Origin of the sequence: Blastomonas natatoria (assembly GCF_003201955.1) — a bacterium.
In the GTDB taxonomy this organism is placed as follows: domain Bacteria; phylum Pseudomonadota; class Alphaproteobacteria; order Sphingomonadales; family Sphingomonadaceae; genus Blastomonas; species Blastomonas natatoria.
In genome coordinates this window covers 25,558-48,177 of record NZ_QJJM01000011.1, presented here as the reverse complement: position 1 = coordinate 48,177, position 22,620 = coordinate 25,558, and the positions used below count along the sequence as shown (strand labels likewise).

At 64.9% G+C, this 22,620-nt stretch carries 21 protein-coding genes; 10 read left to right on the top strand and 11 right to left on the bottom strand.

The genetic code is table 11. From position 1 onward, the window contains the following. Positions 1-65: 65 nt before the first annotated feature. From C7451_RS14140 to C7451_RS14130, 3 genes are all read right to left on the bottom strand, one after another. Complete coding sequence (locus C7451_RS14140) at positions 66-809, bottom strand: M48 family metallopeptidase (RefSeq protein ID WP_146215373.1); 744 nt, start codon at positions 807-809, stop codon at positions 66-68. A 111-nt stretch (positions 810-920) separates the two neighbouring features. Continuing rightward, on the bottom strand, positions 921-1,358 hold the full coding sequence (locus C7451_RS14135) for a YcgN family cysteine cluster protein (protein ID WP_110299618.1): 438 nt from the start codon (positions 1,356-1,358) through the stop codon (positions 921-923). Continuing rightward, positions 1,346-1,945: an SCO family protein gene (locus C7451_RS14130; RefSeq protein ID WP_110299697.1), complete on the bottom strand. Its 600-nt coding sequence runs from the start codon at positions 1,943-1,945 to the stop codon at positions 1,346-1,348. Before C7451_RS14130 ends, C7451_RS14135 begins: the two co-directional genes overlap by 13 nt. Before the next feature lie 101 nt (positions 1,946-2,046). Here C7451_RS14130 and C7451_RS14125 point away from each other — a divergent pair, with 101 nt between their 5' ends. Further along, complete coding sequence (locus C7451_RS14125; protein WP_244181911.1) at positions 2,047-2,679, top strand: ankyrin repeat domain-containing protein; 633 nt, start codon at positions 2,047-2,049, stop codon at positions 2,677-2,679. 177 nt (positions 2,680-2,856) lie between these two features. On the opposite strand, the gene C7451_RS14120 is transcribed toward C7451_RS14125, so the two are convergent. The 5 genes from C7451_RS14120 to C7451_RS14100 form a co-directional block, all read right to left on the bottom strand. After that, positions 2,857-3,276 (bottom strand): GFA family protein, encoded by a 420-nt coding sequence (locus tag C7451_RS14120; protein WP_110299616.1) that lies wholly within the window; start codon positions 3,274-3,276, stop codon positions 2,857-2,859. Next, positions 3,273-3,920: a glutathione S-transferase family protein gene (locus tag C7451_RS14115; RefSeq protein WP_110299615.1), complete on the bottom strand. Its 648-nt coding sequence runs from the start codon at positions 3,918-3,920 to the stop codon at positions 3,273-3,275. The genes C7451_RS14120 and C7451_RS14115 overlap by 4 nt, the downstream gene beginning before the upstream one ends. A 74-nt stretch (positions 3,921-3,994) precedes the next feature. Further along, the gene (locus C7451_RS14110) at positions 3,995-5,236 is read right to left on the bottom strand and encodes a hypothetical protein (RefSeq protein WP_244181909.1); all 1,242 of its coding nucleotides are present in this window, start codon (positions 5,234-5,236) and stop codon (positions 3,995-3,997) included. A 91-nt stretch (positions 5,237-5,327) separates the two neighbouring features. Next, positions 5,328-6,563, bottom strand: a complete 1,236-nt coding sequence (locus tag C7451_RS14105; RefSeq protein WP_110299614.1) for a hypothetical protein — start codon at positions 6,561-6,563, stop codon at positions 5,328-5,330. Between the two features lie 106 nt (positions 6,564-6,669). Then, positions 6,670-7,842: an acyl-CoA dehydrogenase family protein gene (locus C7451_RS14100; RefSeq protein ID WP_110299613.1), complete on the bottom strand. Its 1,173-nt coding sequence runs from the start codon at positions 7,840-7,842 to the stop codon at positions 6,670-6,672. Positions 7,843-7,973: 131 nt separating this feature from the next. On the opposite strand from C7451_RS14100, the gene C7451_RS14095 reads away from it, so the two are divergent. Both C7451_RS14095 and C7451_RS14090 read left to right on the top strand, forming a co-directional pair. Further along, entirely contained in the window at positions 7,974-9,266 is a 1,293-nt protein-coding gene (locus C7451_RS14095) for an adenylate/guanylate cyclase domain-containing protein (RefSeq protein ID WP_167398558.1), read from the top strand. An 84-nt stretch (positions 9,267-9,350) separates the two neighbouring features. Next, a complete protein-coding gene (locus C7451_RS14090) occupies positions 9,351-9,620 on the top strand; it encodes a hypothetical protein (protein WP_110299611.1) in 270 nt (89 codons plus the stop codon). 4 nt (positions 9,621-9,624) lie between these two features. Here the strand turns inward: C7451_RS14090 and C7451_RS14085 are convergent, their stop codons facing one another. Together C7451_RS14085 and C7451_RS14080 are read right to left on the bottom strand one after the other, a co-directional pair. Continuing rightward, positions 9,625-12,366: a [protein-PII] uridylyltransferase gene (locus C7451_RS14085; RefSeq protein WP_110299610.1), complete on the bottom strand. Its 2,742-nt coding sequence runs from the start codon at positions 12,364-12,366 to the stop codon at positions 9,625-9,627. 31 nt (positions 12,367-12,397) lie between these two features. After that, positions 12,398-14,116, bottom strand: coding sequence for a class I adenylate-forming enzyme family protein (locus tag C7451_RS14080; protein ID WP_110299609.1), 1,719 nt, complete (start codon positions 14,114-14,116; stop codon positions 12,398-12,400). 67 nt (positions 14,117-14,183) lie between these two features. On the opposite strand from C7451_RS14080, the gene lgt reads away from it, so the two are divergent. Continuing rightward, positions 14,184-15,074, top strand: a complete 891-nt coding sequence (lgt, locus tag C7451_RS14075) for a prolipoprotein diacylglyceryl transferase (protein WP_244181907.1) — start codon at positions 14,184-14,186, stop codon at positions 15,072-15,074. A gap of 5 nt (positions 15,075-15,079) precedes the next feature. Continuing rightward, the gene (locus C7451_RS14070; protein WP_244181924.1) at positions 15,080-16,150 is read left to right on the top strand and encodes a class I SAM-dependent methyltransferase; all 1,071 of its coding nucleotides are present in this window, start codon (positions 15,080-15,082) and stop codon (positions 16,148-16,150) included. 107 nt (positions 16,151-16,257) lie between these two features. Here the strand turns inward: C7451_RS14070 and C7451_RS14065 are convergent, their stop codons facing one another. Next, on the bottom strand, positions 16,258-17,226 hold the full coding sequence (locus tag C7451_RS14065; protein ID WP_110299694.1) for an L-threonylcarbamoyladenylate synthase: 969 nt from the start codon (positions 17,224-17,226) through the stop codon (positions 16,258-16,260). 49 nt (positions 17,227-17,275) lie between these two features. Between C7451_RS14065 and C7451_RS14060 the strand changes: the two genes are divergently transcribed. From C7451_RS14060 to C7451_RS14040, 5 genes are all read left to right on the top strand, one after another. Then, positions 17,276-19,012, top strand: coding sequence for an acyl-CoA dehydrogenase family protein (locus tag C7451_RS14060; RefSeq protein ID WP_110299607.1), 1,737 nt, complete (start codon positions 17,276-17,278; stop codon positions 19,010-19,012). Positions 19,013-19,134: 122 nt separating this feature from the next. Continuing rightward, positions 19,135-19,968, top strand: coding sequence for an ATP-binding protein (locus C7451_RS14055; RefSeq protein WP_110299606.1), 834 nt, complete (start codon positions 19,135-19,137; stop codon positions 19,966-19,968). 10 nt (positions 19,969-19,978) lie between these two features. Continuing rightward, positions 19,979-20,611 carry a glutathione S-transferase gene (locus tag C7451_RS14050; protein WP_110299605.1) on the top strand — a complete coding sequence of 211 codons (633 nt, stop codon included), beginning with the start codon at positions 19,979-19,981 and terminating at the stop codon, positions 20,609-20,611. Between the two features lie 25 nt (positions 20,612-20,636). Continuing rightward, positions 20,637-21,563, top strand: a complete 927-nt coding sequence (locus C7451_RS14045) for a hypothetical protein (RefSeq protein WP_146215372.1) — start codon at positions 20,637-20,639, stop codon at positions 21,561-21,563. A gap of 60 nt (positions 21,564-21,623) precedes the next feature. After that, positions 21,624-22,559: a DMT family transporter gene (locus C7451_RS14040; RefSeq protein WP_208625220.1), complete on the top strand. Its 936-nt coding sequence runs from the start codon at positions 21,624-21,626 to the stop codon at positions 22,557-22,559. The last annotated feature ends 61 nt before the right edge of the window (positions 22,560-22,620 follow it).

The following is a 22,620-nucleotide window of genomic DNA, read 5'->3' as shown; positions in this document are numbered from 1 at the left end:
CTTTCCGAGTTCCCGAGCATAGTCGAGGGACGTGTGCGCAGACGCTTGCGGCCAAGGGTAAGGCGTTAACAACCCCCTACCAGATACAGCCCGCGCCCATGCGCCTTCAGCCAGCGGTCGGCGGTCTTGCGGTCGCCTTCGAACAGGTGATCGAGCCAGGCGTAAAAATCCCGGCTGTGGTTCATGTGTTTGAGATGCGCGACCTCGTGCACGACGACCGAGCGGCGAACCATGTCCGGTGCGAGGATCAGCCGCCAGTTGATGCGGATGGTGCCGTTCGCTGAACAGCTGCCCCAGCGGCGGCCTGCGCTGCTGAGCGCGAGCGCCGGTGTAGCTGTCCCGGCGCGGGCGCAGTAATCGGCGAGATCGGCGGTGCACAGATGCTTGGCCTCGGCCTTGAGCCAGCGGGTGAGGCGCGGTTCGAGCGTCTCAGGTGCGCCGCCGACGCGGATGATGCCGTCGGACGCGATGACCTTGCGGCCATGGCGTGCATTCCAGTCGATCCGGTGCGGATGCCCGCGATAGGGGATGAGCGCGCCGGGCTCGATCGGCGTGCTGGTGCCTGCGCGCGCGAAGCTTGCCTCGATCCAGTCGGCCTGCGCGCGGGCAAAGGCGATGCCCTCGCCCAGCCGGGCGTGGCGAGGAAGCGTCAGCAGCAGTGCGCCCCTGGCCGGATCGGTGCGCAGCCGGATCGCGCGCGCGCGGGGATGACGGCGGACGACCAGCGCATAGTCGCGGCCGTTGATGGTCAGGCGTTGCGGTGCTTCAGGGGCAGCGGGCTTGCGCAGGAGCAGGCGGGCTATGGGCATCGGCCGCTCGCCCTCACCCTTCCCACGCCTCACGGCGCGGGCCCCTTCCCTCTACCGATGGGAGAGGGAAGGAGGCGCGAAGCGCCGGAAGGATGAGGGCGACCTGACCCCTCACAGTTCTTCCTCGATGATATGGTTCTCGATGGGACCTGCATGCACCTCGGAAATCACCCGGCCGATCACCGAATGGCCACCGGCATGCATCGCAGCGTGGCTGCCGGTGCGCAGATGGTGCCAGTCGGGCAGCGACCGGCCTTCGGCGCGCAGGCGATAGGCGCAGGTCGAGGGCAGCCAGGCGATCGAGCCGACATTGCCCTGGGTCAGCCGCAGGCAATCGGGCACCAGCGCGCGGCGGTGGCGATAGTCGGCGCAGCGTGCCGTGTGCGTGTCGAGCAGGCGGCAGGCGACATTGGTGGGGTAGATATGCCCCGTGTCCTCGTCCTCGACCTTGTGCAGGCAGCATTTGCCGCAGCCGTCGCACAATGCCTCCCATTGCGCGCGATCGAGACTTGCCAGCGGGCGTTCCCAGAACGGGGTCAACTCGTCCATTTGTCGATTTCGGCAGCGATCGCTTCCGGGTCTTCATCATAAGGCAGCAACGCGATCGGCTCGCCCTGCTTGCCCATCAGATAGGCCTGACGGCTGTGATCGACCAGATAGGCCTTGGGGTCGGGCCCGGCAGGTTTCTGGGCCTTGTACATCACGAGATAGGCATCGGCGACCTGCTTGATCTGCGCAGGAGTACCGGTCAGGCCGATCAGCCGGGGATGAAACGCACCGACATATTGCTTCAGCACCTCCGGCGTGTCGCGCGCGGGATCGATGGTGATGAAGATCGGCTGGATCGCCTTCGCGCGCTCGGGCTGAGCCTTTTCGAACTTCGCGAAACCGGCGGCGATCTTCTGCAGATCGACCGGGCAGACGTCCGGGCAATAGCTGTAGCCGAAATAGATGATGCGGAACTTGCCCGCAAAGTCGCTGTCCTTCACCGTCTCGCCATCCTGATTGGTCAGCGTGAAGGGACCGCCGATCTTCGCGCCTGCCAGCGGAGCCTCCTGTTTGGTAGCGGCGCCTCCACAGGCGGCGAGAGAGAGGGGCAGCAGGGCGGCAGCGAGGAGCGAAAGGGTTTTGTTCATGACAGGTTCGTCCATGCTCTGCTATGGGCCGCGTTTCAAGGGGGCGTGATCAACCTGCCGTCCGGCGCGCCGGGCGCACCCTGCACAAGGAACCTGAAACAGTGGATGGCTTCAGCCGCATCGTGACTCGTGGACCATGGGCATTGCTGGCAGCGCTGGCGCTGCTGTTGCCGGGCGCGGCACAGGCGCAGTTTTCGGACAGCTACAATTTTCTGAAGGCTGTGCGCGAGCGTGACGGCGACAAGGCGACGCAGTTGCTCAACGAGCCGGGCAGCACCATCGTCAACACCAAGGACATCACCAGCGGCGAAACCGCACTGCATATCGTCACGGCGCGGCGCGACCTCACCTGGATGGGTTTTCTGCTCCAGCGGGGCGCCAACCCCAATGCACGCGACAAGGACGGGATCACGCCGCTGATGATCGCGACCAATCTGCGCTTCGTCGAGGGGGCCGACACGCTTTTGTCCCGCAAGGCACAGGTGGACGCGACCAACAATTCGGGTGAAACCGCCCTGATCCGCGCGGTCCAGCTGCGCGATCTGGCGATGGTACGCCTGTTGCTGAAAAATGGCGCGAATCCTGACAAGCAGGATACGATCGCAGGACAATCGGCGCGTGATTATGCCGATGGCGATTTCCGCAATCCGCAAATTCTCGAGGCTATCGTCGCGAACGACAAGGAACGCAAGGAAGGCACCAAGACGCCCAAGGTGTTTGGTCCGACGGGGTGAGGCTTTACCCCAAATCCTCCCTCAGCTTGTTGGGGGAGGGGGACCGCCCGCGCAGCGGGTGGTGGAGGGGCCGGGGGATGGAGTGCATTTCGAAGGGAAGCGCGATCCCGCTTCCCTTCCACCACCGACCTGCGGTCGGCGGTCCCCCTCCCCGAGACAAGCTCGGGGAGGATTTCCTCACCCTTCAGGAAAACGCTCGAACTCGGGCAGCTCGTGCGCGTTTCTCATCCAGCCTATCCGGTCTGCCGTCTGGATATGCGCCATGGCCGGAAAGGCGTCGGGATCATCGAAGGTTGCGGTCTGGATATCGACCAGCCCCGGCAACACCGCCTCGTTGACATAGAACAGGCCCGTCCCGCAGACCGCGCAGAAGCTGCGCTCGGCATGTTCGGACGAGCGATAGACCGATGGCTCGCCTTTCAGCAGGTGAAAGGTCGTGCCTGCCACTGCCGTCCAGCCGACAGCGGGCGCACCCGCACAGCGACGGCAATCGACGCAATGGCACAGCGCCGTGCGCGCGGGTTCGTCCTGTTCGCCCGGTGCATCGACGGCATAGCGCACCGCGCCGCAATGGCATCCGCCCTCCTGCCGGGTCATGCGCTGGCTCCTTCGGCCTCGGCTTTGGCCTTGGCCTGCGCGATCAGCTCGTTGTCGATCGCCTTGGCACGCTGATAGGCCGGGCGCGCGCGCAGCCTTTCGGCATAGGCGGCAAAGGCAGGCAGGGCAGGCAGGGTACCGAACGCCTGGCCCCAATCGACCTGCGCGCCAACATAGACATCGGCCGCAGTGAAGCGATCGCCGCAGACATAATCATGCTCCGCCAGCCAGCTGGCGAGCGTCGCGGCGGCAAGCTCATAACTGCCGAAGCCCAGCATCGCCTGCTTGTCCTCGGGCGTCTGCCAGCCCATCGAGCGGCTGATCACGGCCTGTTCGATCGGTCCGGAGGCGAAGAATATCCAGCGATAATAATCGGCGCGTTCCTCTGCCGTCGGGGCCAGCGCGGCTTCCGGAAAGGCTTCGGCCAGATAGGCGCAGATCGCCGCGCATTCGGTGACGACCTTGCCGTCATGCACGATCGCCGGAACCTTGCCCATCGGGTTGATCGCCAGGTAATCCGGCCCCTTCATTTCGGGTCCATACTGCACCAGGCGCTGCTCGTAGTCCGCGCCCACCTCTTCCAGCATCCAGCGCGCGATCTGCCCGCGCGACATGGGGTTGGTGTAGAATATCAACTCGCTCATCGCTTCATCCCCTTTGTTCCGACTCGAGGTTGCGCTGGGAACATAGCAGGAACATATCGGCGCTCCAAGCGGAGTCAGCAGCCCTCGCCGGTGACCACCGCGCCGAGCAGGCCGCCAAGGCCACCCTTGCACTTTTTCTTCTTCTTGGGCGGTTCGGCTTCGCTGCTGTCGCCGCCGCGCATCATCGCGTCCATGTCGGGGCCATTGAGCAGCCACATCGAGTTGGACCGATAGCGCACGCGCGCGGTCCATTCCGGCTTCCAGGGCGTCCTGGCATTGGCAGGACGCGGCGGCCAGGCGAAATTCGCTTCGGGGCCATAGGCATAGAGGTTGCCGAGCCCGAACTCGCCGCCTGCTGCGGTCACCTCGGCGGGCACGGTGCAGGTCGTCTGCGACGGCGGCATCACGACCTGCTGCTGGATCAGCTTCGCCACCTGGGCAGGTGCGATCCAGTCCCACAGGGCCCCGCCGAACTGGCGCGAGGCCGAGGACGACCACCACACCATGTCCTGGAATTCGCCCTTGCTGTTGGCCTTTGCGGTCATCACCCAGGCATAATAGCCGGTGGCATTGGCGACGCTGTTCCAGCTGATCTGCGTCGCGCCGCCCGCCAGCGGAGAGGACTTTCCGGTGATCGCGGGCATGAAATCCTGCGCCAGCGCGAACTTGATCTCGGGCGAATAATTGCCCGCAATGCGGTGCTCGCCCAGCAGCGAGCTGTCCGCACTCAGCAGCTTTCGCGTCTCGGCATTGGGCCATTCGCCATAGGTCTTGCTGTTGCCGACGGTGACACTGTGATCGATCGGCATCGCGCCTGCGAACAGGTTGGGCGGTATCTGGCCTGCGCTCAGCTTGGCGAAGTCGATTACCACCGGCTGGCCGGGGCCCGCCTTGGCACCGCATCCCCAATAGATGAGCAGCCGTCCCTTGGGGCGCTGGAAATCACGGGGCAGTTCCTCGGGCGTATCGACACGGGTACCGGGCTTGGGCGTCAGCAGCGGCACCGATGCCCCCAGCCGGGCGACAGCAGGCATGAAATGATCAGCCCTGGGCTTGCCGTCGGCCGCCGCATTGACCGATCCGAGCCGCAAGACCAGCTCGTGCGCCTGCTTGTTGCCGCCGCCGCCGAACATCATCGAGAGACCGGCGCCCATGCCGCTGCCCATTGCAGCCAGGCCCGTGACGGTGCCGACATCCATGTCATACCGTGCGATCGGGGAAGCGGCCTGCTGGCTGCTCACCGGGCTGGCGACGAGCACCGCGATGGCTGCGGCGGAAAGGCTGAGAGCGGCGTGACGACGCAGGCGCAGGGGCATGATGGACTCCTCTGGGAACAAGGACATGCAGGCGAGTCGCCTGATAGCATTGTCCTCTAGCCGGGGGGAGTCCTGGCCGCAGTGCGCCAGGTCATATCGTCGGGTTGCCGCCGCCCGCTCCCGGCGCGCTGCCGGTGGCCGAAACGGGGTTCTGCTTGCCCAGCTTGTTGATGATGTCGGGCACGAACCGCTCGGCAAACCCCGAAATGAATGCAGTAGCGATCATCTTGTAGAAATCGATGCGGTCAGTCAGGCCGAGCGATGTACGAACCTGATCGACCCACATTCTGTCATTGTCCGCCGGGCAGATCGGCAGTTTTGGACATGTGGGACCGCGTGTGGGCGGGTTCGTATCGGCAAGTGCTGCCGCGCGGTCATCCTCCGCTACCGGTCCGGCACCGGTGTCGCCTGTCATGGCGGATGGGTTGCCGGGTGCATCGGCGGTTTCAATATCGGGCGCGGCTGCTTGCGGAACATCGAGCCCGACAAGATCGCCGCCACCTGCATCCCCCAATGCTCCGCCGCCCGAATCCCCAAGAGGATTATTGCTGTGCGGCAGCAGCTGGTCGAACAGATTGCCCGATATCAGAACATAGATGAACAGCGCGAACACGCCGCCAATGCCGATCGACATCAGCACGCTGACCCAGCCGACCCTGAGGCCGATGAGCTCGAATATGCCATCTTCCACCATGGCGTCACGCGAGGTCGCCTTCTGCAGCCGCTGGATGATCGAGATCATCGCGCCGAACATTCCGGCAACCATGATCGCGACCAGGCCTTGCACCGCAAGCTCAGCCGAGAACCACACGAAGCTGAGCGAGCCGATCAGGATTGCAAAGGCCATGACGCCGAGGATCGTCATCATCCGCTTGATCGAGTTTTCGCGCGCGAGATTGATCAGATAATTCGCGTGGATGACGTCGAGCAGATTGCGCGCCCGCTGGCGCAGTACCTCGTCCGACACCTCCTCGATCGGCTGCGAGGTAAAGCTTGAGCGATAGGACTGTGCAACGCTCGTAGGAACCACGCGATGGAACCTGTCTTCGATCGTCCAGAAACGGGCGCGCAGGGCGGCTTCGGGAACAAGCCAGACGAGTGCGAGCTCGATCTTGAACAGCTGCCCCAGCGTGGGATGGGCTCCCTTCAGCGGATCAAGCTCGTCGAACTCGTCGCGCAGTGCATTGAGCTGATCGGTCTTCTGCTGGTTGCTCTCCTGCTCCAGCTTGCTGTCTGGATGGAGATCCCAGGCATAACCTTCGAAATTGTCGCGCATCGATTCATAATAGATGCGCGAGATATAGCCCTCTTCCTTGAAGATATGCATGTCCCGGCCCTCCCGCGTCACCGCAGCAGGCCATGACGCGGCCGTTCAAGCCACCATTTCCCGAACCGTTATCGTGCAGAAACGCGACAATCGTCGCCATTCCCGTTCATTTTCCGCCGAACAGCTGCCTTCCTGCCAGATCGAGCATGATCTCCTCCGATCCGCCGCCGATCGCGTTGACGCGGACCTCGCGATAGATGCGCTCCACCTTCGATCCGGTGATATAGCTCGCCCCGCCCAGGATCTGCGCCGCCTCGCGTGCGACGATCTCGAGCATCTGGGTCGCCTGGACTTTCAGCATCGCGAAATCCGCGGGCTGGTCGCGGCCGTTTTCAACCGCCCAGGCGCATTGATCGACCCAGGCCTGGGTCGCGGCGATGCGGCGCGCCATGTCCGCAAGCTTGATGCGGATCGACTGGTGCTTGACCAGCGGCTTGCCGAAGGTCTCGCGGCTTTGCGCCCATTCGGCCGCTTCCTTCAGGCACACCCGCGCATAGGCGCAGCAGCCCATGGCCATGCCAAGGCGCTCGCTGTTGAAATTGCGCATGATGCCGATGAACCCGCCATTTTCCGGCCCGATCAGATTCTCGAACGGAACGCGCACATCCTCGAAATAGATCGCAGCCGTGTCCGAACAGCGCCAGCCCATCTTGTCGAGCCGGGTGCGGGTAACGCCGGGCGCGTCCATCTCGATCAGCAGCAGCGATATGCCGCCCGCGCCCGCCCCGCCGGTGCGCACCGCGCAGGTCAGCCAGTCGGCGCGCATGCCCGACGTGATGAACATCTTGGAGCCGTTGACGACATAATGATCGCCCTGTCTTTCGGCACGGGTCTTCAGGTTCGCGACATCCGACCCGCCCGACGGTTCGGTGATACCGAGCGCGATGATCTTCTCGCCTGCCAGCACCGGCGGCGCGACACGCTGCTTCAATTCCTCGCTGCCCAGTGCCAGCACCGGCGGCAGGCCGATGCCGTGCGTCATCAGCGAGGCAGACAGCCCGCCCGCGCCGACCGCCGCCAGTTCCTCCGTCTGGGTCATCCCGTGGAAGATGTCGAAGCCTTCGGAATGGCCCCCATAGGCTTCCGGATAGCGCAGGCCCAGGATGCCCGCCTCGGCGGCCTTGCGGTGCAGCTCGCGCGGCAGCTCGCCCTCTGCTTCCCATTGATCGATATGCGGGGCGATCTCGCGCGCGACGAAGCGCCGGACCGATTGCGCCAGGGCCTCGTGGCTGTCGTCGTAAAAGGGCGAACGTGCGCGCCAGCTGTCGAAATCGGTCAAGGCATCCTCCGCTTGTGCTTGTTGGAACCACGATTCCGGCGGCGTTACCGCTTTGTCAATTCCTCCATGCTAATGGGGAGCACCATGCCGCAGCCGACAGGGCGGGGGAGCCGACAATGCAGCCGGATGACATGATGCCCCATGTAGCGCGGACCAGGACTGGTCGTTTCCGCGATGCCGCGCTCGAAGCGCGGTTCGTGACGGAAGAGCGCGAGGCGCGCGTTGTCCACATGCGCATGTTCGCAGGCTTTCTGGCAGCGATGCTGATCGGCTACGCCCTGGTCAACCCGCTATATTTCTCCCGCGCAGACGAGGTGAAATTCTCGCTCCTGCTGCTGCCGATACTCGCAATTCTCGCAGGCTTTGTCGGCGCCACCTTCTGGCGCGGCTATGCGGCGCGGCCGATGACCGATTTTGCGAGCCTGCTCGGCGTCGCCTTTCTGATCATGGCGGAAAACGCCCTTCTGTTCGAGGAAATGCACCGCGAGCATGTGCAGTTGCATGCGCCGATCGCCATCAACGGTCTTATCGTCATGGCCTTTGCCGCCATTGCCTTTGCCGGGCAGACGCGCTGGTTCGGCGCCTGGCTCGCGGCGCACGCCGCGATCTATTTCACCGTGATGATCGAGACCGGCAGCGCGCTGGTGCCCGTGCTCTATGGCACGATGACGTACATCACCAGCGCCTCCGTGATGGTGCTGCTCAACTGGTCGGTCGGTCAGGCGCATCGCCAGAGCTTCCTCCTGTCTGGCGCGCTTGCAGCTGAAAAGGCCAAAACCGAGGAACTGCTTTTCAACGTGTTGCCGCCCGCAGTCGCCGCGCGCCTGAAGGCAGGCCAGGTCGTGGCCGATGCCTATCCCGACGTCTCGGTGGTGTTCATCGACATTTGCGGCTTTTCCGATCTGTCGCGGCGGATCTCGCCCGGGCATCTGGTCGATCTGCTGAACGGCTTCTTCCTGCTCGCCGACAAATGTGCAGCAGAAACCGGGGTGGAGAAGGTCAAGACGATCGGCGATGCGTATCTGGCGATCAGCGGTGGCAACAATCCCGCACATAACAGCGCCGATGCCGCGATTTGCTTCGGTGAGGCGGTGATTGCCGGACTGCCCGGCTTGCGCGCCGCGACCGGCATCGATCTGCACATCCGCATCGGCATCCATACCGGCCCGGTGGTCGGCGGCGTGATCGGCGAGACGCGCATGGCCTATGATTACTGGGGCGAAACGATGAACATCGCCAGCCGCATCGAGGGCACGGCCCATCCAGATGGAATCGCCGTGTCCGAGAGCACATGGATGCGCGGGCGGGGCGACCGGCAGTTCGAACTGCCGCAGGTCATCACGCTCAAGGGCGTGGGCGACATGCCGGTCTATCGCCTGGCGAGGCAGCAGCCGGAGGCGGAGATCGTCCGGCTCGCGGGTTAACGCCTTTCGCCCCGGGCGTCCCGAAATCGACCAGCACGATTTGAGGGCTTCCAACTCCAGCGCGAATGGCGTTAGATTAACGCCATGGCAACCATTCTCATCTTCCTGTGCGGCATCATCAACTTCGCCCTGCACAAGGCGACGATGGAATCCGGGCACCCCATGGCGGCGCAGATGCACGCACTGTTCCAGGGCTTCATGCGCGGCTGGGGCAGCTATATGCTGGAATATCTGATCCTGCTCTCGGCGCTCGGCTTTGCTGCGCTGGGCTACACGATCGCGCTGCCTGCCTATATCGTCTATACCGGCATGAATGGTCTTGCCGGCTGGGCAATCCTGACCGGCAAGATCTGACGGCTCAAGCCGCGACCGCCTGTTCGCTGTCTTGCGAGGCTGCTGCCAGCAATCGCTTTTCCAATGTCTTCAGCCGGCTCTTGCTGTCGATCTTGCCCCCCAGCAGATCGGTGACATAGAAGGTGTCGACCGCGCGCTCGCCATAGGTGGCGACATGCGCCGAGTGGACGATGCACTTGAGGTCGAACAGGGCGAACGCCAGGCGGTTGAGCAAGGCAGGCCGATCGAGCGCATTGACCTCGATCACGGTGAAACGGTTTGACGCCTTGTTGTCGACCAGAACATTGGGCGCGATGCTAAAGGCTTCGGCGCGGGGTCGGGCGACCGGGCGCGCGATCAGGCGCGGGGTCAAGGCAACGCGGTTGGCCAGCGCATCGGCAATGGCAGTCTTCAGGCGCGCTATCTGGCTTTCTTCCATGAACGGGCGACCGAGCGGATCCTGCACCAGGAAATTGTCAAGCGCCATGCCGTCGCGCCGGGTGTGGATGCGCGCATCGATGATGTTTCCGCCTGCAAGGTGAATGCCGCCTGCGATGCGATAGAACAGGCCGGGATGGTCGGCCGCGCTGACCGTCACCAGGGTCGCGCCGCGTGCCGGATAGAATTCTGCCGCCACCGTCAGCGGCTCGGTATCGTGCGCATCGATCAGCTTGAGGTTCTGCGCGATGATATCGTCCGGCTCGGCGATCCAGTATGCGTCGTCGAGCTTGCGCGCTAGCTGGACAAAGCGGGCCTCGTCGATCCCCAAGGCCGCGCGCGCGGCTTCCTGCTTGGCGATGACGCGCTCGCGCCGACCATGCTGCTTGTGGCCGAGCCGCAGCAGTTCCTCGGTCGATTCGAACAGTGTGCCGAGCAGCTGGCGCTTCCAGCTGTTCCAGATTCCGGGGCCGACCGCGCGAATGTCGACCACGGTCAGCACCAATAACAGCTTGAGCCGCTCGGGGCTCTGCACCATGGCGGCGAAATCGGCGATGGTCTTGTAATCGGTCAGATCGCGCTTGAACGCGGTGGCCGACATCAGCAGGTGATAGCGCACCAGCCAGGCAACCTGCTCGGTTTCCGCCTCCGTCATGCCGAGCCGCGGGCAGAGCTTCATCGCGACCTCGGCGCCGAGCACGCTGTGATCGCCGCGCCTGCCCTTGGCAATATCGTGCAGCAGCGTCGCGACGAACAGTACGCGGCGGCTGATCAGTTTCTGCATCACGTCATAGGCGAGCGGGTGGTCGTCCTTGAGCTCGCCCGATTCGATCCGCGCGAGCAGGCCGATGGCGCGGATCGAATGCTCGTCCGCCGTATAATGGTGGTACATGTCGAACTGCATCTGCGCGACGACGCGGCCGAAATCGGGCACGAAGCGGCCGAACACCGTTGCCTCGTTCATCCAGCGCAGGACCAGTTCCGGGTCGCGTGGGCTGCACAGCACATCCATGAACAGCGAATTGGGGCGCGGATCGGCGCGGACATGCCGGTCGATCAGATGCGCATCCATGCTCGCCTGGCGCATCGCGCTGGGGTGGATTTCCACCTTGTGCCGGTCGGCCAGCTGGAAGATCTCGATCAGCCGGATCGGGTCTTCGCGGAAGAAATCGGGGCGGGGCAGGGCGAGCCGTCCGCGATCGAGGATGAAGCCGGAAAGCTTGCGCGGGCGCCTGCGCAGGATCGCGGGAATGAAGCGCCGGTCGCGCGCGGCGAACTGGTCGTCCAGCTGCGCCAGAAACACGCCGGTCAGGTCGCCGACGCGTTTGGCGTTGAGGAAGAAATACTGCATGAACCGCTCGACCGCCGACTTGCCCGGACGGTCGGCAAAGCGCATCCGCGTCGCCACCTCGCGCTGCAGGTCGAAGGTCAGCCGGTCCTCTGCGCGTCCGGTAATATCGTGCAGATGGCAGCGCACCGCCCAGAGGAAATTGGCCGAACGGCGGAAACCGCGATATTCGGTCATGGTCAGAAGCCCCGCGTCGACCAGTTCGGCCGCCGAACGCACCTGGTGGATATATTTGCCGATCCAGTAGAGCGTGTGCAGATCGCGCAGGCCGCCCTTGCCGTCCTTCACATTGGGTTCGACGACATAGCGGCTGTCACCCATGCGCTTGTGCCGCTGGTCGCGTTCCTCCAGCTTCTGCGACACGAAATCGCGCGCGGTGCCGGTGACGACATCCTTCCAGAAACGCACCGAGGCCTCGCGATAGATATCCTGGTCGCCCCAGACATAGCGCCCTTCGAGCAGGGCGGTGCGGATGGTGAGGTCGCCGCGCGCCTGGCGGACCATCTCGTCGATCGAGCGGCTGGAATGGCCGACCTTCAGCCCCAGATCCCACATGATATAGAGGATCGCCTCGATCGCCTGCTCGGTCCAGCTGTTCTTGCGCATGGGGGTAAGGAAGGCGATGTCGACATCGCTGTGCGGGGCCATCTCGCCCCGGCCATAGCCGCCCACCGCCGCGATGCAGAAATGCTCGCCCGCGCTGTGATTGGCGACCGGATACTGAAATCGCACGACATAATCGTGGATCAGCCGGACGATCTGATCGATCAGAAACGCTTGGGCGGCGGCGCAGTCGTGCCCCGCCGCCGGATTGGCATGCAGCCGCGCGGCAATTTCCGCGCGCCCTGCCGCCAGCGCCTCGCGCAATATCGTGACGACCGGCATGCGTGCCTTGTCGCCGAGTTCGGCAGCGAATTCGGCGATGCGGGCGTCGAGCGCACGGCGATCGATGATCGCGCGCTGGTTGGCAACGGGGTTCATGGCAAGCAGCGATACAGGCGCGAAGTTAAGGTCAGGTGGCTGCTCCCGCTTCGGCCGCCACGGCAGCCTGATAGGACTTGCGCAAGCTGACCTTGTCGATCTTTGCCGTACCCAGACGCGGCAGCGCCTCGGCGCTCTGCCACAGGCGCGCCGGGACCTTGAACGCGGCGAGCTGGCCCGACAGGAATTCGGTAAGCTGTTCGTCGCTCAGGCTCGCGCCCTCGCGCACGACATAGACCGCGCCGACAATCTCGCCGAACCGCTCGTCGGGAATGCCGAACACGCTCGCCTCGGCAATGTCGGGATGCGCATAGATCGCCGATTCCACCTCGACACAGCTGATGTTCTCGCCGCCGCGGATGATGATGTCCTTCTTGCGGTCGACGATGAACAGATAGCCGTCGGCGTCGAGATAGCCGAGATCACCGGTGCGGAAATAGCCGTCGGGCATGATCGCCGCCTTCGTCGCCGCCTCGTTGTTCCAGTAACCGAGGAAATTGGCGATCGATCGGATCGAAACCTCGCCCACCTGGCCTTGGGGCAGCGGGTAACCATTGTCGTCGAGAATGGCGAGATCGACCAGCGGACGCGACGGCTGACCGGTGCTGTCGGGCTTGGCCATGTAATTCTCGTTGAAATTGCCACAGCCCACACCGTTGGTTTCGGTCAGGCCATAGCCCAGGATCGGAAAGGCCCAGTCCATCGTCTCCTTGATGCGCTTGACATGCTCGACCGGGCGCGGCGCGCCGCCTGCGGCAAAGGTGACGCAGGTCCTGAGGTCATACTTGTCGCGATTGGGGTGCTGGGCGATCTCGTAGCTCATCAGCGGCACGCCGACGAAATAGCTGATCTTCTCCTTCTCGATCAGCCGCATCGCCTCTTCGGCATCCCATTTGGGCATCAGCACGAGCTTGCGGCCGATGACGAAGCTCTGCAGCAGCACCGGCACCTCGGCGGTGACATGGAAGAGCGGTACGTTGAGCAGCGTGGCGGGCTGGCCTTCGGGCGGCTTGCCCTGGCGGGTGACGATGTTCAGCGCCATCAGCGTCTGTGCGACATAGCTGAACACGCCCTGCACCACACCACGATGGTCGGAATAGGCACCCTTGGACTGGCCGGTGGAGCCAGAAGTGAACAGGATGGTGGCAATATCGTCGCCGGTCAGTTCGGGAAGCTCGGTCGATGCGTCGCCGCCGGCTTCGAGCACCGGCGCAAGGCCGCTTTCGGGCGGGCCGTCATGGCTGAACACGATCAAGCGGGCATTGCCGGTCGCGCCGCATTCCGCAATGCGCCTCGCGCAGCGGTCATCGGCAAGCACCAATGTGCAATCGACATCGGTGATCCCTGCGCACAGTTCCGGGCCCTGCCACCAGCCGTTGAGCAGTGTGGCGACGCCGCCCGCCATCAAGATGCCCATATAGGCGATGATCCAGTTGGCCGAATTGCGCGCGGCGAGGCCGACCCGGTCGCCCTTCCGGATGCCATGGCCTGCAACCAGGGCGGCAGCGACATGGCGCGCGGCGGCATAGCTCTGGCCAAAGGTCAGCCGCGTTTCGCCATCGACCAGAAATTCGGCATCGGCATGCTGCATGCAGAAATAGGCAAAGAAATGCGACAGCGCTGGCGGAGCCGACGCGATCATGGGCAGCTTGTGGCCATATTTCTCGAAGGTCGTCAGCGGGAGCATTCCTCCTTCGCCGGTCAGCGCCTGGATGGCTTCATCCATCATCTGGTCCAGCTCGGTCGCCATCAAAATCTCTCCTCTTTCGCTTGTGCTTGGCTGCCCTTATGAAGGGGAAAACCCTTGGGGAAAAGCCTTGATCCTGCCCATTTCGGCGCTAGCCGCCAATATCGCATCGACCTCTGGGACCGTTGCCGCGAAGACCGCGATCCGCTTCGAGGAGCTGGGGCTGTCGCCGGTCGCCCTTTCGATCGGTTCGTTCCAGCTAAAATGGTACAGCCTGGCCTATCTGTTCGGCATCCTGCTGGGCTATTGGTATATGGGCCGCATGCTGAAGGCGCCCGGCGCGCCGATGGCGCAGCGCCATGCCGATGACCTGATGCTCTATTCGACGCTCGGCATCATCCTGGGCGGGCGGCTGGGCTATGTCACCTTCTACCGGCCCGATCTGTACGAGACCCCTCTTGAAGTGTTCAAGGTGTGGGAAGGGGGCATGTCCTTCCACGGCGGGCTGATCGGCGTGCTGCTGGCGATCGGCTATCTCGTCTGGCGCAACAGGCTGAGCTATCTGCGCGTCGGCGATTATGTTGCCTGTGTCGTGCCGTTCGGACTGCTGTTCGGGCGCCTCGCCAATTTCGTCAATGCAGAGCTCTGGGGCCGCCCGACCGACGTCGCCTGGGCGGTGATCTTCCCCACCGATCCCGATGCACTGCCGCGCCATCCCAGCCAGCTCTACGAGGCCGGGCTGGAAGGGCTGGTGCTGGGCATCGTGCTGATGCTGCTGTTCTGGAAGACACAGGTCCGCCATCGCCCGGGCTTTCTGGGCGGCGTGTTCCTGGCAGGGTACGGAATTGCCCGCTTCATCGTCGAATATTTCCGCAATCCCGATGCGCATCTGATCGAATTCGCCAATCAGACGGGCATGAGCATGGGCCAGTGGCTGACCGTACCCATGATCCTGATCGGCCTGTACCTGATCGTCAGTTCGCGCGGGCGCACGGCCAAGCCGCTGCCCGCGACAGCCTGATCCTCGTGGAAGAGCAGGATCCGCCCCAGGGGCTGGAGGTGGTGTTCAGGCGGTTGATCGGGGCCACGGGACCGATCAGCGTCGCCCATTACATGGCCGAGGCGAACGCGCAATATTACAACCGCGCCGATCCGCTCGGCGTGACCGGCGATTTCATCACCGCGCCCGAGATCAGCCAGATGTTCGGTGAGATGATCGGGCTGTGGCTGGCTGATCAATGGCAGCAGGCCGGCAAGCCGCAGCTTTGCCATTTCGTCGAATTCGGGCCCGGCCGGGGTACGCTTGCTGCCGATGCGCTGCGTGCCATGGGGCAGTTCCAGTTCCACCCCAAGGTGCATCTGATCGAGGGCAGCAGCGCGCTGCGCATGGCGCAGAAGCTGAGCGTGCCTGGTGCCACCTGGCATGACGGGCTGGATAGCGTTCCGCGCGAGGGGCCTTTGCTGATCGTCGCGAACGAATTTCTCGATGCGCTGCCGGTGCGGCAGATCGTGCGCGCCGAACAGGGCTGGCGCGAGCGGGTGGTGGTGCACAATGGCGAGCGCTTCCTGCCGGTCGCGGGGGCGCGGCCGATGGACTCGGCAGTGCCCAAGGAATGGGCAGACAGCCCGCTCGGCACGATCCTCGAGAGCAATCCGGCAGCGGCGGGCATGGCCTATGAGATTGCCGCGCGGTTGAAGGCGCAGGGCGGGGCGGCCTTGTTCATCGATTATGGCTATGCCGAACCGCAGACCGGCAGCACGCTGCAGGCGGTGCGCGCGCATCAGAAGGTCGATCCGTTCGTCGATCCCGGCCTTGCCGATCTGACCGCACTGGTCGATTTCGCGCAGCTCAAGCAGATCGCGCTGGCGGGCGATGTCGATTGCCACGGTCCGGTCGGGCAGGGCGACTGGCTGATGGCGCTGGGCATCGCGCAGCGCGCGGCCGTGCTCGCCAGGGGTCAGCCCGCCAAGGCGCAGGAGATCATGACCGCGCTCGACCGGCTGGTGTCGCCCGATCAGATGGGCGCGCTGTTCAAGGTGCTTGCCTATCGCGGGCCCGGCTGGCCGGTGGGTGCGGGTTTTGGAGGCGCAGCCTGAAGTTTTCGTCATTCCCGCGAAAGCGGGAATCCCGCTTCTTCGGTACGTTGGCGCAGAAGCGGGACCCCCGCCTGCGCGGGGGTGACGGGTAGAGATGGCGAAATATTCTAGCCCGCCGCTGCGCGCTTCAGCCGGTCATTGATGGCGTCGCCCATGCCGCCCACCGGCACCGGCGCCACTGCAATGCGGGCACGGTCGCTCGCATCGGCGCGGTGGAGCGCGGCGTAGAGACTGGCCGCTGCCTCGGCGAGATCGCCCGCCGCCGACAGCGTGTCCTGGCCTGCCACATCGCCGAAACCGATCAGCCATTCGTCTGCATCCGCCGACACTGCTCCCAATCGCAGCGGCTTGCCGGGTGCGTAATGGCTGGCGAGCTGGCCCGGTGCCTCGATTCGCTGGTCTGCGAGCGGGATGGCAGGCTCGCCCAGCAGGGCTGCGATCGCGACAGGATCGATCGGTCCGGGGCGCAGCAGTTGCCAGCCTGAAGGCGCATCCTCGAAGTTGCGCAGCGCAACTATGGTCGATTCGAGCCCCGCCTTGCACGGCCCCCCGTCGAGGATCAGCTCAAGCCCGTCGCCGAGGCTTGCCGCAACATGCGCGGCCTCGGTCGGGCTGATGGCCCCCGAACGGTTGGCGGACGGTGCGGCCAGATACAGCCCGCTCGCCTGCAATACCTCGCGCATCACCGGGTGCGCGGGGCAGCGCAGCGCGATCGTCGGCAGTCCTGCGGTGACCGCAGGCGCGATTCCTGCATCCTCTTGCAGCGGCAGAACAAGCGTCAGCGGACCCGGCCAGAAGGCGGCGGCCAATTTTTCTGCGCGCTCATCAAAACTCGCGATGGCCCGCGCGCTGGTCATGTCCGGCACGTGCACGATCAGCGGGTTGAAATCGGGCCTGCCCTTGGTGCGATAGATCGCCGCTACGGCATCTGCGCGCGAAGCATCGGCAGCCAGGCCATAGACCGTCTCGGTCGGCAGCGCGACGGGCCGGCCTTCGCGCAGGATCGTCACCGCGCGCGCCATTCCGTCAGCATCGGCAGGCACGATCCGCGGGTCAGAAGGCTTGGAAGCTTGCATGTTGCTGCCTATACAGCGCTCAAACGCAAGGGACAGCAGGGAATAGAGCATGACTTTCACCGCACCGACCACCGAACAGCTGTTCGTCTTGAAGACGATCACCGGCATCGACGAACTGCAAGGCCATGATCGCTTTGCCGAAGCGACGCCCGATCTGGTCGAGGCGATTGTCGAGGGCGTAGGCGAATTTGCCGCCGGGGAATTCGCGCCCCTGTACCGCATCGGCGATACCGTCGGTGCGCGGCTGATCGACGGGGCGGTGACAATGCCCGAGGGGTACCGCGAGGCGTACCAGCATTATGTCGAAGCGGGCTGGAGCGCTTTGAGCGCCCCTGCCGATCATGGCGGCCAGGGCCTGCCGTTCAGCCTGGCGACCGTCGCGCTCGATTCGCTCGGCGCGGCCAACATGGCCTTCGCGCTCTGCCCGATCCTGACCGTCGGCGCGATCGAGGCGCTGCACCATCACGGCAGCGACCAGCAGAAGGCGCTGTACCTGCCCAAGCTTTCGACCGGCGAATGGACCGGCACGATGAACCTTACCGAACCGCAGGCGGGCAGCGATGTGGGGGCCTTGCGCGCCACCGCCACCCCGCGCGGCGACGGCACCTATGCGATCCGCGGGCAGAAGATCTACATCTCGTTCGGCGATCATGACATGGCCGACAACATCATCCACCTGGTGCTGGCGCGCACCCCCGATGCGCCTGCCGGAACCAAGGGCATCTCGCTGTTCCTGGTGCCCAAGTACCGGCTCGACGCGGACGGCAATCCGGGCGAGGCCAATGGCATCAAGACGGTGTCGATCGAGCACAAGATGGGCATCAACGCTTCGCCGACCTGCGTGCTGCAGTTCGGCGAGGAAGGCGAGAGCGTCGGCGAGCTGATCGGTCCCGAATTTGGCGGCATGCGCGCGATGTTCACGATGATGAACAACGCCCGGCTCAATGTCGGCTTGCAGGGCGTGCAGATCGCCGAGGGCGCAACGCAAAAGGCGCTGTGGTTCGCGCGCGAACGCGTCCAGTCGGCGCGCGCAGGGGCCGGCCGCGATCCGGTCGCAATCATCGAGCATCCCGATGTCCGCCGCATGCTGCTGCGCATGAAGGCGGGGACCGAGGCGATCCGTGCACTGCTCTATTACGCGTCGGGCCAGGTCGACCGCGCCAATCTGGGCGTGCCCGGTGCGCGCGAGATGGTCGATCTGCTGACCCCGCTCGCCAAGACCTATGGCACCGATCTCGGCAGCGAGATCGCCTCGCTGGGTGTGCAGGTCCATGGCGGCATGGGCTATGTCGAGGAGACCGGCGCGGCGCAATATTATCGCGATATCCGCATTGCGCAGATCTACGAGGGCACGAACGGCATCCAGGCAGCGGATCTGGTCGGGCGCAAACTCGGCATGGCGGGCGGCGATGTGGTGCGCGGCCTGATCGCAGAGGTGCAGGCCGATGCCGGCAATCACCCCGCGCTGGCCTCGCTCGCCGGCGATGTCGCGGAAGTCACCGAGTATATGGTCGGCGCGAGCGTCGATGACCGGCTCGCCGGTAGCTATCCCTATTGCACGATGATGGCGGTGATGACGGCAGGCTGGCTGATGCTCAAGCAGAGCCGCGCGGCGCAAGCGATGCTCGACGCGGGCGAAGGCAATGCCGAATTCCTGAAAGCCAAGCTGGTGACGACGCGCTTCTATCTGGAGCGCATGGTGCCCGAGGCGGGGGGCCTGAAGGCAGCGGCCATGGCGGGCGCGGACCTGCTCTATGCACTGGATGCCGAGGCGCTGGCGGCTTGATCGGTTGGTGAGCGCAGCCTCCAACTCCGTTTGTCCCGAGCGTGTCGAGGGACGTATGTTCGAACGGTACCGATCACGTCCCTCGACTTCGCTCGGGACAAACGGGTAGGGGGAGCCCGGTTATGGATGAAACTGAGCTTCTCGCCCGCATCGCAGAGGCACTCGAACGCCTCGCGCTACCGCCGGTGCGCGAGACAGACTGGACCACGCATCCTGCCTATGTCTGGAGCGCACGCGGAGCCGAGGCCGTGCCCGAGCTCAAGGCCGTGCCGCTCGAGCGCCTGCGCGGCATCGATGCGCACAAGGCGAGTTTTGTCGAAAATGTCCGGCGCCATGCCGCAGGGGTGCCTGCGCATGACGTGCTGCTCTGGGGGTCGCGCGGCATGGGCAAGTCGGCTCTGGTCAAGGCGGCGGTCGCGGATGCGCAAGGATCGGGCGCACCGATTGCGCTGGTCCAGACCGGCGGCGAGCCTGATGCGCTGATCCAGCTGCCTGCACTGTTCTCTGCGCTGGGCCAGGTCGATCGCCGCTTCGTGCTCTTTATCGACGATATCGGCTTCGACGGCCCCGAAGCTGCCAGCGCCGCGCGGTCGCTGCGCTCGCTGCTCGAAGGCGGAGCGATGGCACGTCCGGCCAATGTCCGGCTCGCGGTCACCTCCAACCGCCGCGCGATCGTCGAGCGGCAAATGAGCGAACAGGACGATCCGATCAATCCGCGCGATGCAGTCGACGACCGGCTGGCGCTGGCCGACCGGTTCGGGCTGAGCCTCGGCTTCCCGGTCTGCGACCAGAATGCCTATCTCGATATCATCAGCGGCTATGCCGATGCGTACGGGCTCGAGTTCGCTCCTGAGGACGCCTTGCTCTGGGCGCGGCAGCGGGGCGCGCGTTCGGGCCGTATTGCCTGGCACTATGTGACCGAACTGGCGGGCCGCGCAGGCCGCTTGCTCGATTGATGCTGGCGGCATGACGATGCTGCCTGTCCTCTACAGCTTCCGCCGCTGCCCCTTTGCGATGCGCGCGCGCATGGCGCTGCTGGTCAGCGGCCAGGCAGTCGAGCTGCGCGAGATCGTGCTGCGCGCCAAGCCTCAGGCGATGCTCGATGCGTCGCCCAAGGGCACGGTGCCGGTGCTGCTGCTTCCCGACGCGACGGTGATCGACCAGAGCCTGGACATCATGCGCTGGGCGCTGGGACGCCATGATCCCGAAGGCTGGCTGCAGGGCGATGACCGGGCGCTGATCGATACGTTCGACGGGCCATTCAAGCACCATCTCGATCGCTACAAATACCCCAATCGGCATGGCAGCGACCCGATCGAACACCGCGCAGCAGGGATGGCGTTTCTCGACATGCTCGATCAGCGTCTTGCCGCCAGCGCCTTTCTGTGCGGGCCTTTGCGGACACTGGCCGATGTTGCACTGTTCCCGTTTGTCCGTCAGTTTGCCGCGACCGATCAGGCCTGGTTCGATACGCAGCCTGTGCCGCAGGTCCATGCCTGGCTGGCGGGACTGATCGCGTCTGATCTGTTCGGGGCCGCGATGCTGCGCCTGCCACCCTGGCAGCCGGGCGACGCGCCTGTCCTGTTTGCCACCGGTTAACCGCCAGATGCTAAGCGTGCCTGCGATGCTGACCCGGTTTCTGCCCTATCGACTGCAAGCGCGCCTCGACAACTGGCGACATGATTCGGTGTGCCGTCCGGTGCTGGAAACCGCGCCGATCCGCCCCGCACATGATGGGCTGATCATCTTTTCGATGATGGGCACGGCGGTGCTGTTGCCCTATCTGGTCGCGGTAAAGTCCTTCTGGGGGCATCTGCGCCAGGGACGGGTGGTCATCCTGTCTGACGGAACGCTGACCACCGAGGATCGCGAGGTGCTCGCCTGGCATTGCGGCAATCCCGAAATCATCGACATTGCCGATGTCGACCATAGCGGCTTCCCGGCCGGCGGCGCATGGGAGCGTTTCCTGTCGATACTCGACCGGCGCCATGACCATTATGTCATACAGCTGGACAGCGACACGGTGACCCTGGGGCATCCCGGCGTGGTGGCCGACGCCATTGCCGCCAATCGCAGCTTCACCCTGCTGGGCGGAGAGGAATGGGAAATCGGGGTGAGGAACTGTACCGGATTTCAGCCGCCTGCGCCCAATTCTCCCGCCGATGCGCGCCATATCCAGGCGCGCATGGAACGTTCGCTCGCCCTTGTGTCCGACGCCGAGCGACTGAACTATATCCGTGGTTGCGCAGGGTTCGCCGGTTTTGCCCGGGGTGGCAACGGGCGCGAGACCGCGCGCTTCTTCCATGACGAGATGGTCCGGCTGCTCGGCCGCGAGGCTATGGCCGAATGGGGCAGCGAGCAGGTGACCTCCAGCTTCGTCGTCGCCAACGATCCCGATCCCGTGCTTTTGCCCTATCGCCAGTATGCCAATTACTGGGCCGAACCCTGGGATGCCGATTGCCGGTTCATGCACTTTGTCGGCGCGCACCGGCATGACGGCACTGCCTATCGCGATGCGACGCGCGCGGCGCTGGCAAAGCTGGACCGCTGAAAACCCCTTGCCTGGCTGACAGCACTGGACAGCGCAGCTTCGCGCCCCGATAGCGGCGGCATGGCCACCGTTCCCGCTCCGCTCACGACATCGCCGCGCGCGCCGCTTCTGGCCATGCTCGCCTGTCTGGGCGGGATGATGTTCTTCGGCGCGATGGACAGCGCGATGAAGGCGGTGACGATCGATATCGGCGTGATCGCAGCTCTGTTCTGGCGCTGCGTGATCGGGTCGGTGCTGGCGGGCATCCTTTTCGTCGCCAGAGGCAACCGACGCCTCCCCCGCGGCGCAGCCCTGCGACTGCACCTGCTGCGCGGCACGGTGGTCGCGGGCATGGCGGTGCTGTTCTTCTGGGGCCTCGCGCGCACACCCATGGCAGAAGCGGTAGCGATCACCTTCATCGCGCCGATCATCGCCCTGTTCCTCGCGGCAGTCCTGCTCAAGGAAAGAATCGGGCGCGGCGCGGTGCTGGCATCGGTGCTGGGCTTTGGCGGCGTGCTCGTCATATCGGCAGGCAGGCTCGGCTGGCTGGGCAGTGCAGCGGTCGCGAGCGACAGCGCGCCCGGATGGCAGGGCATCGCCGCGATCATGGCGTCGGCCGTGCTCTATGCCTGGAACCTGGTGCTGCAGCGCCAGCAGGCGCAGATCGCCAGCCCGCAGGAAATCGTGCTGGTGCAGAATGTCATCATGGCCTTCTGGATCGGGCTCGCCATGCCCTTTGCCGGCGCTCTGCCGGGCGATTCGGCCATGGCAGCGCCGCTGGGCTGGGGACTGCTGACCTTGGCGGCGGTGCTGGCGATCCTGTCGCTGTCGCTGCTTTCCTGGGCCTATGCCCGGGCCGAGGCGCAGGCGCTGGTACCGCTGGAATATTCGATGTTCATCTGGGGCGCGCTGTTCGGCTGGCTGATCTTCGACGAGACGATCGGCTGGACCACCCTGGCCGGCGCGGCGCTGATCGTCAGCGGCTGCTGGCAGGTTGCAAAGCGTCAACCCGCCTGATCCGCTGGCCAGGGCGAGCGTCAGTTCCTGCTTTCCCCGCCGCGTCATTCTGGCTAGGCAG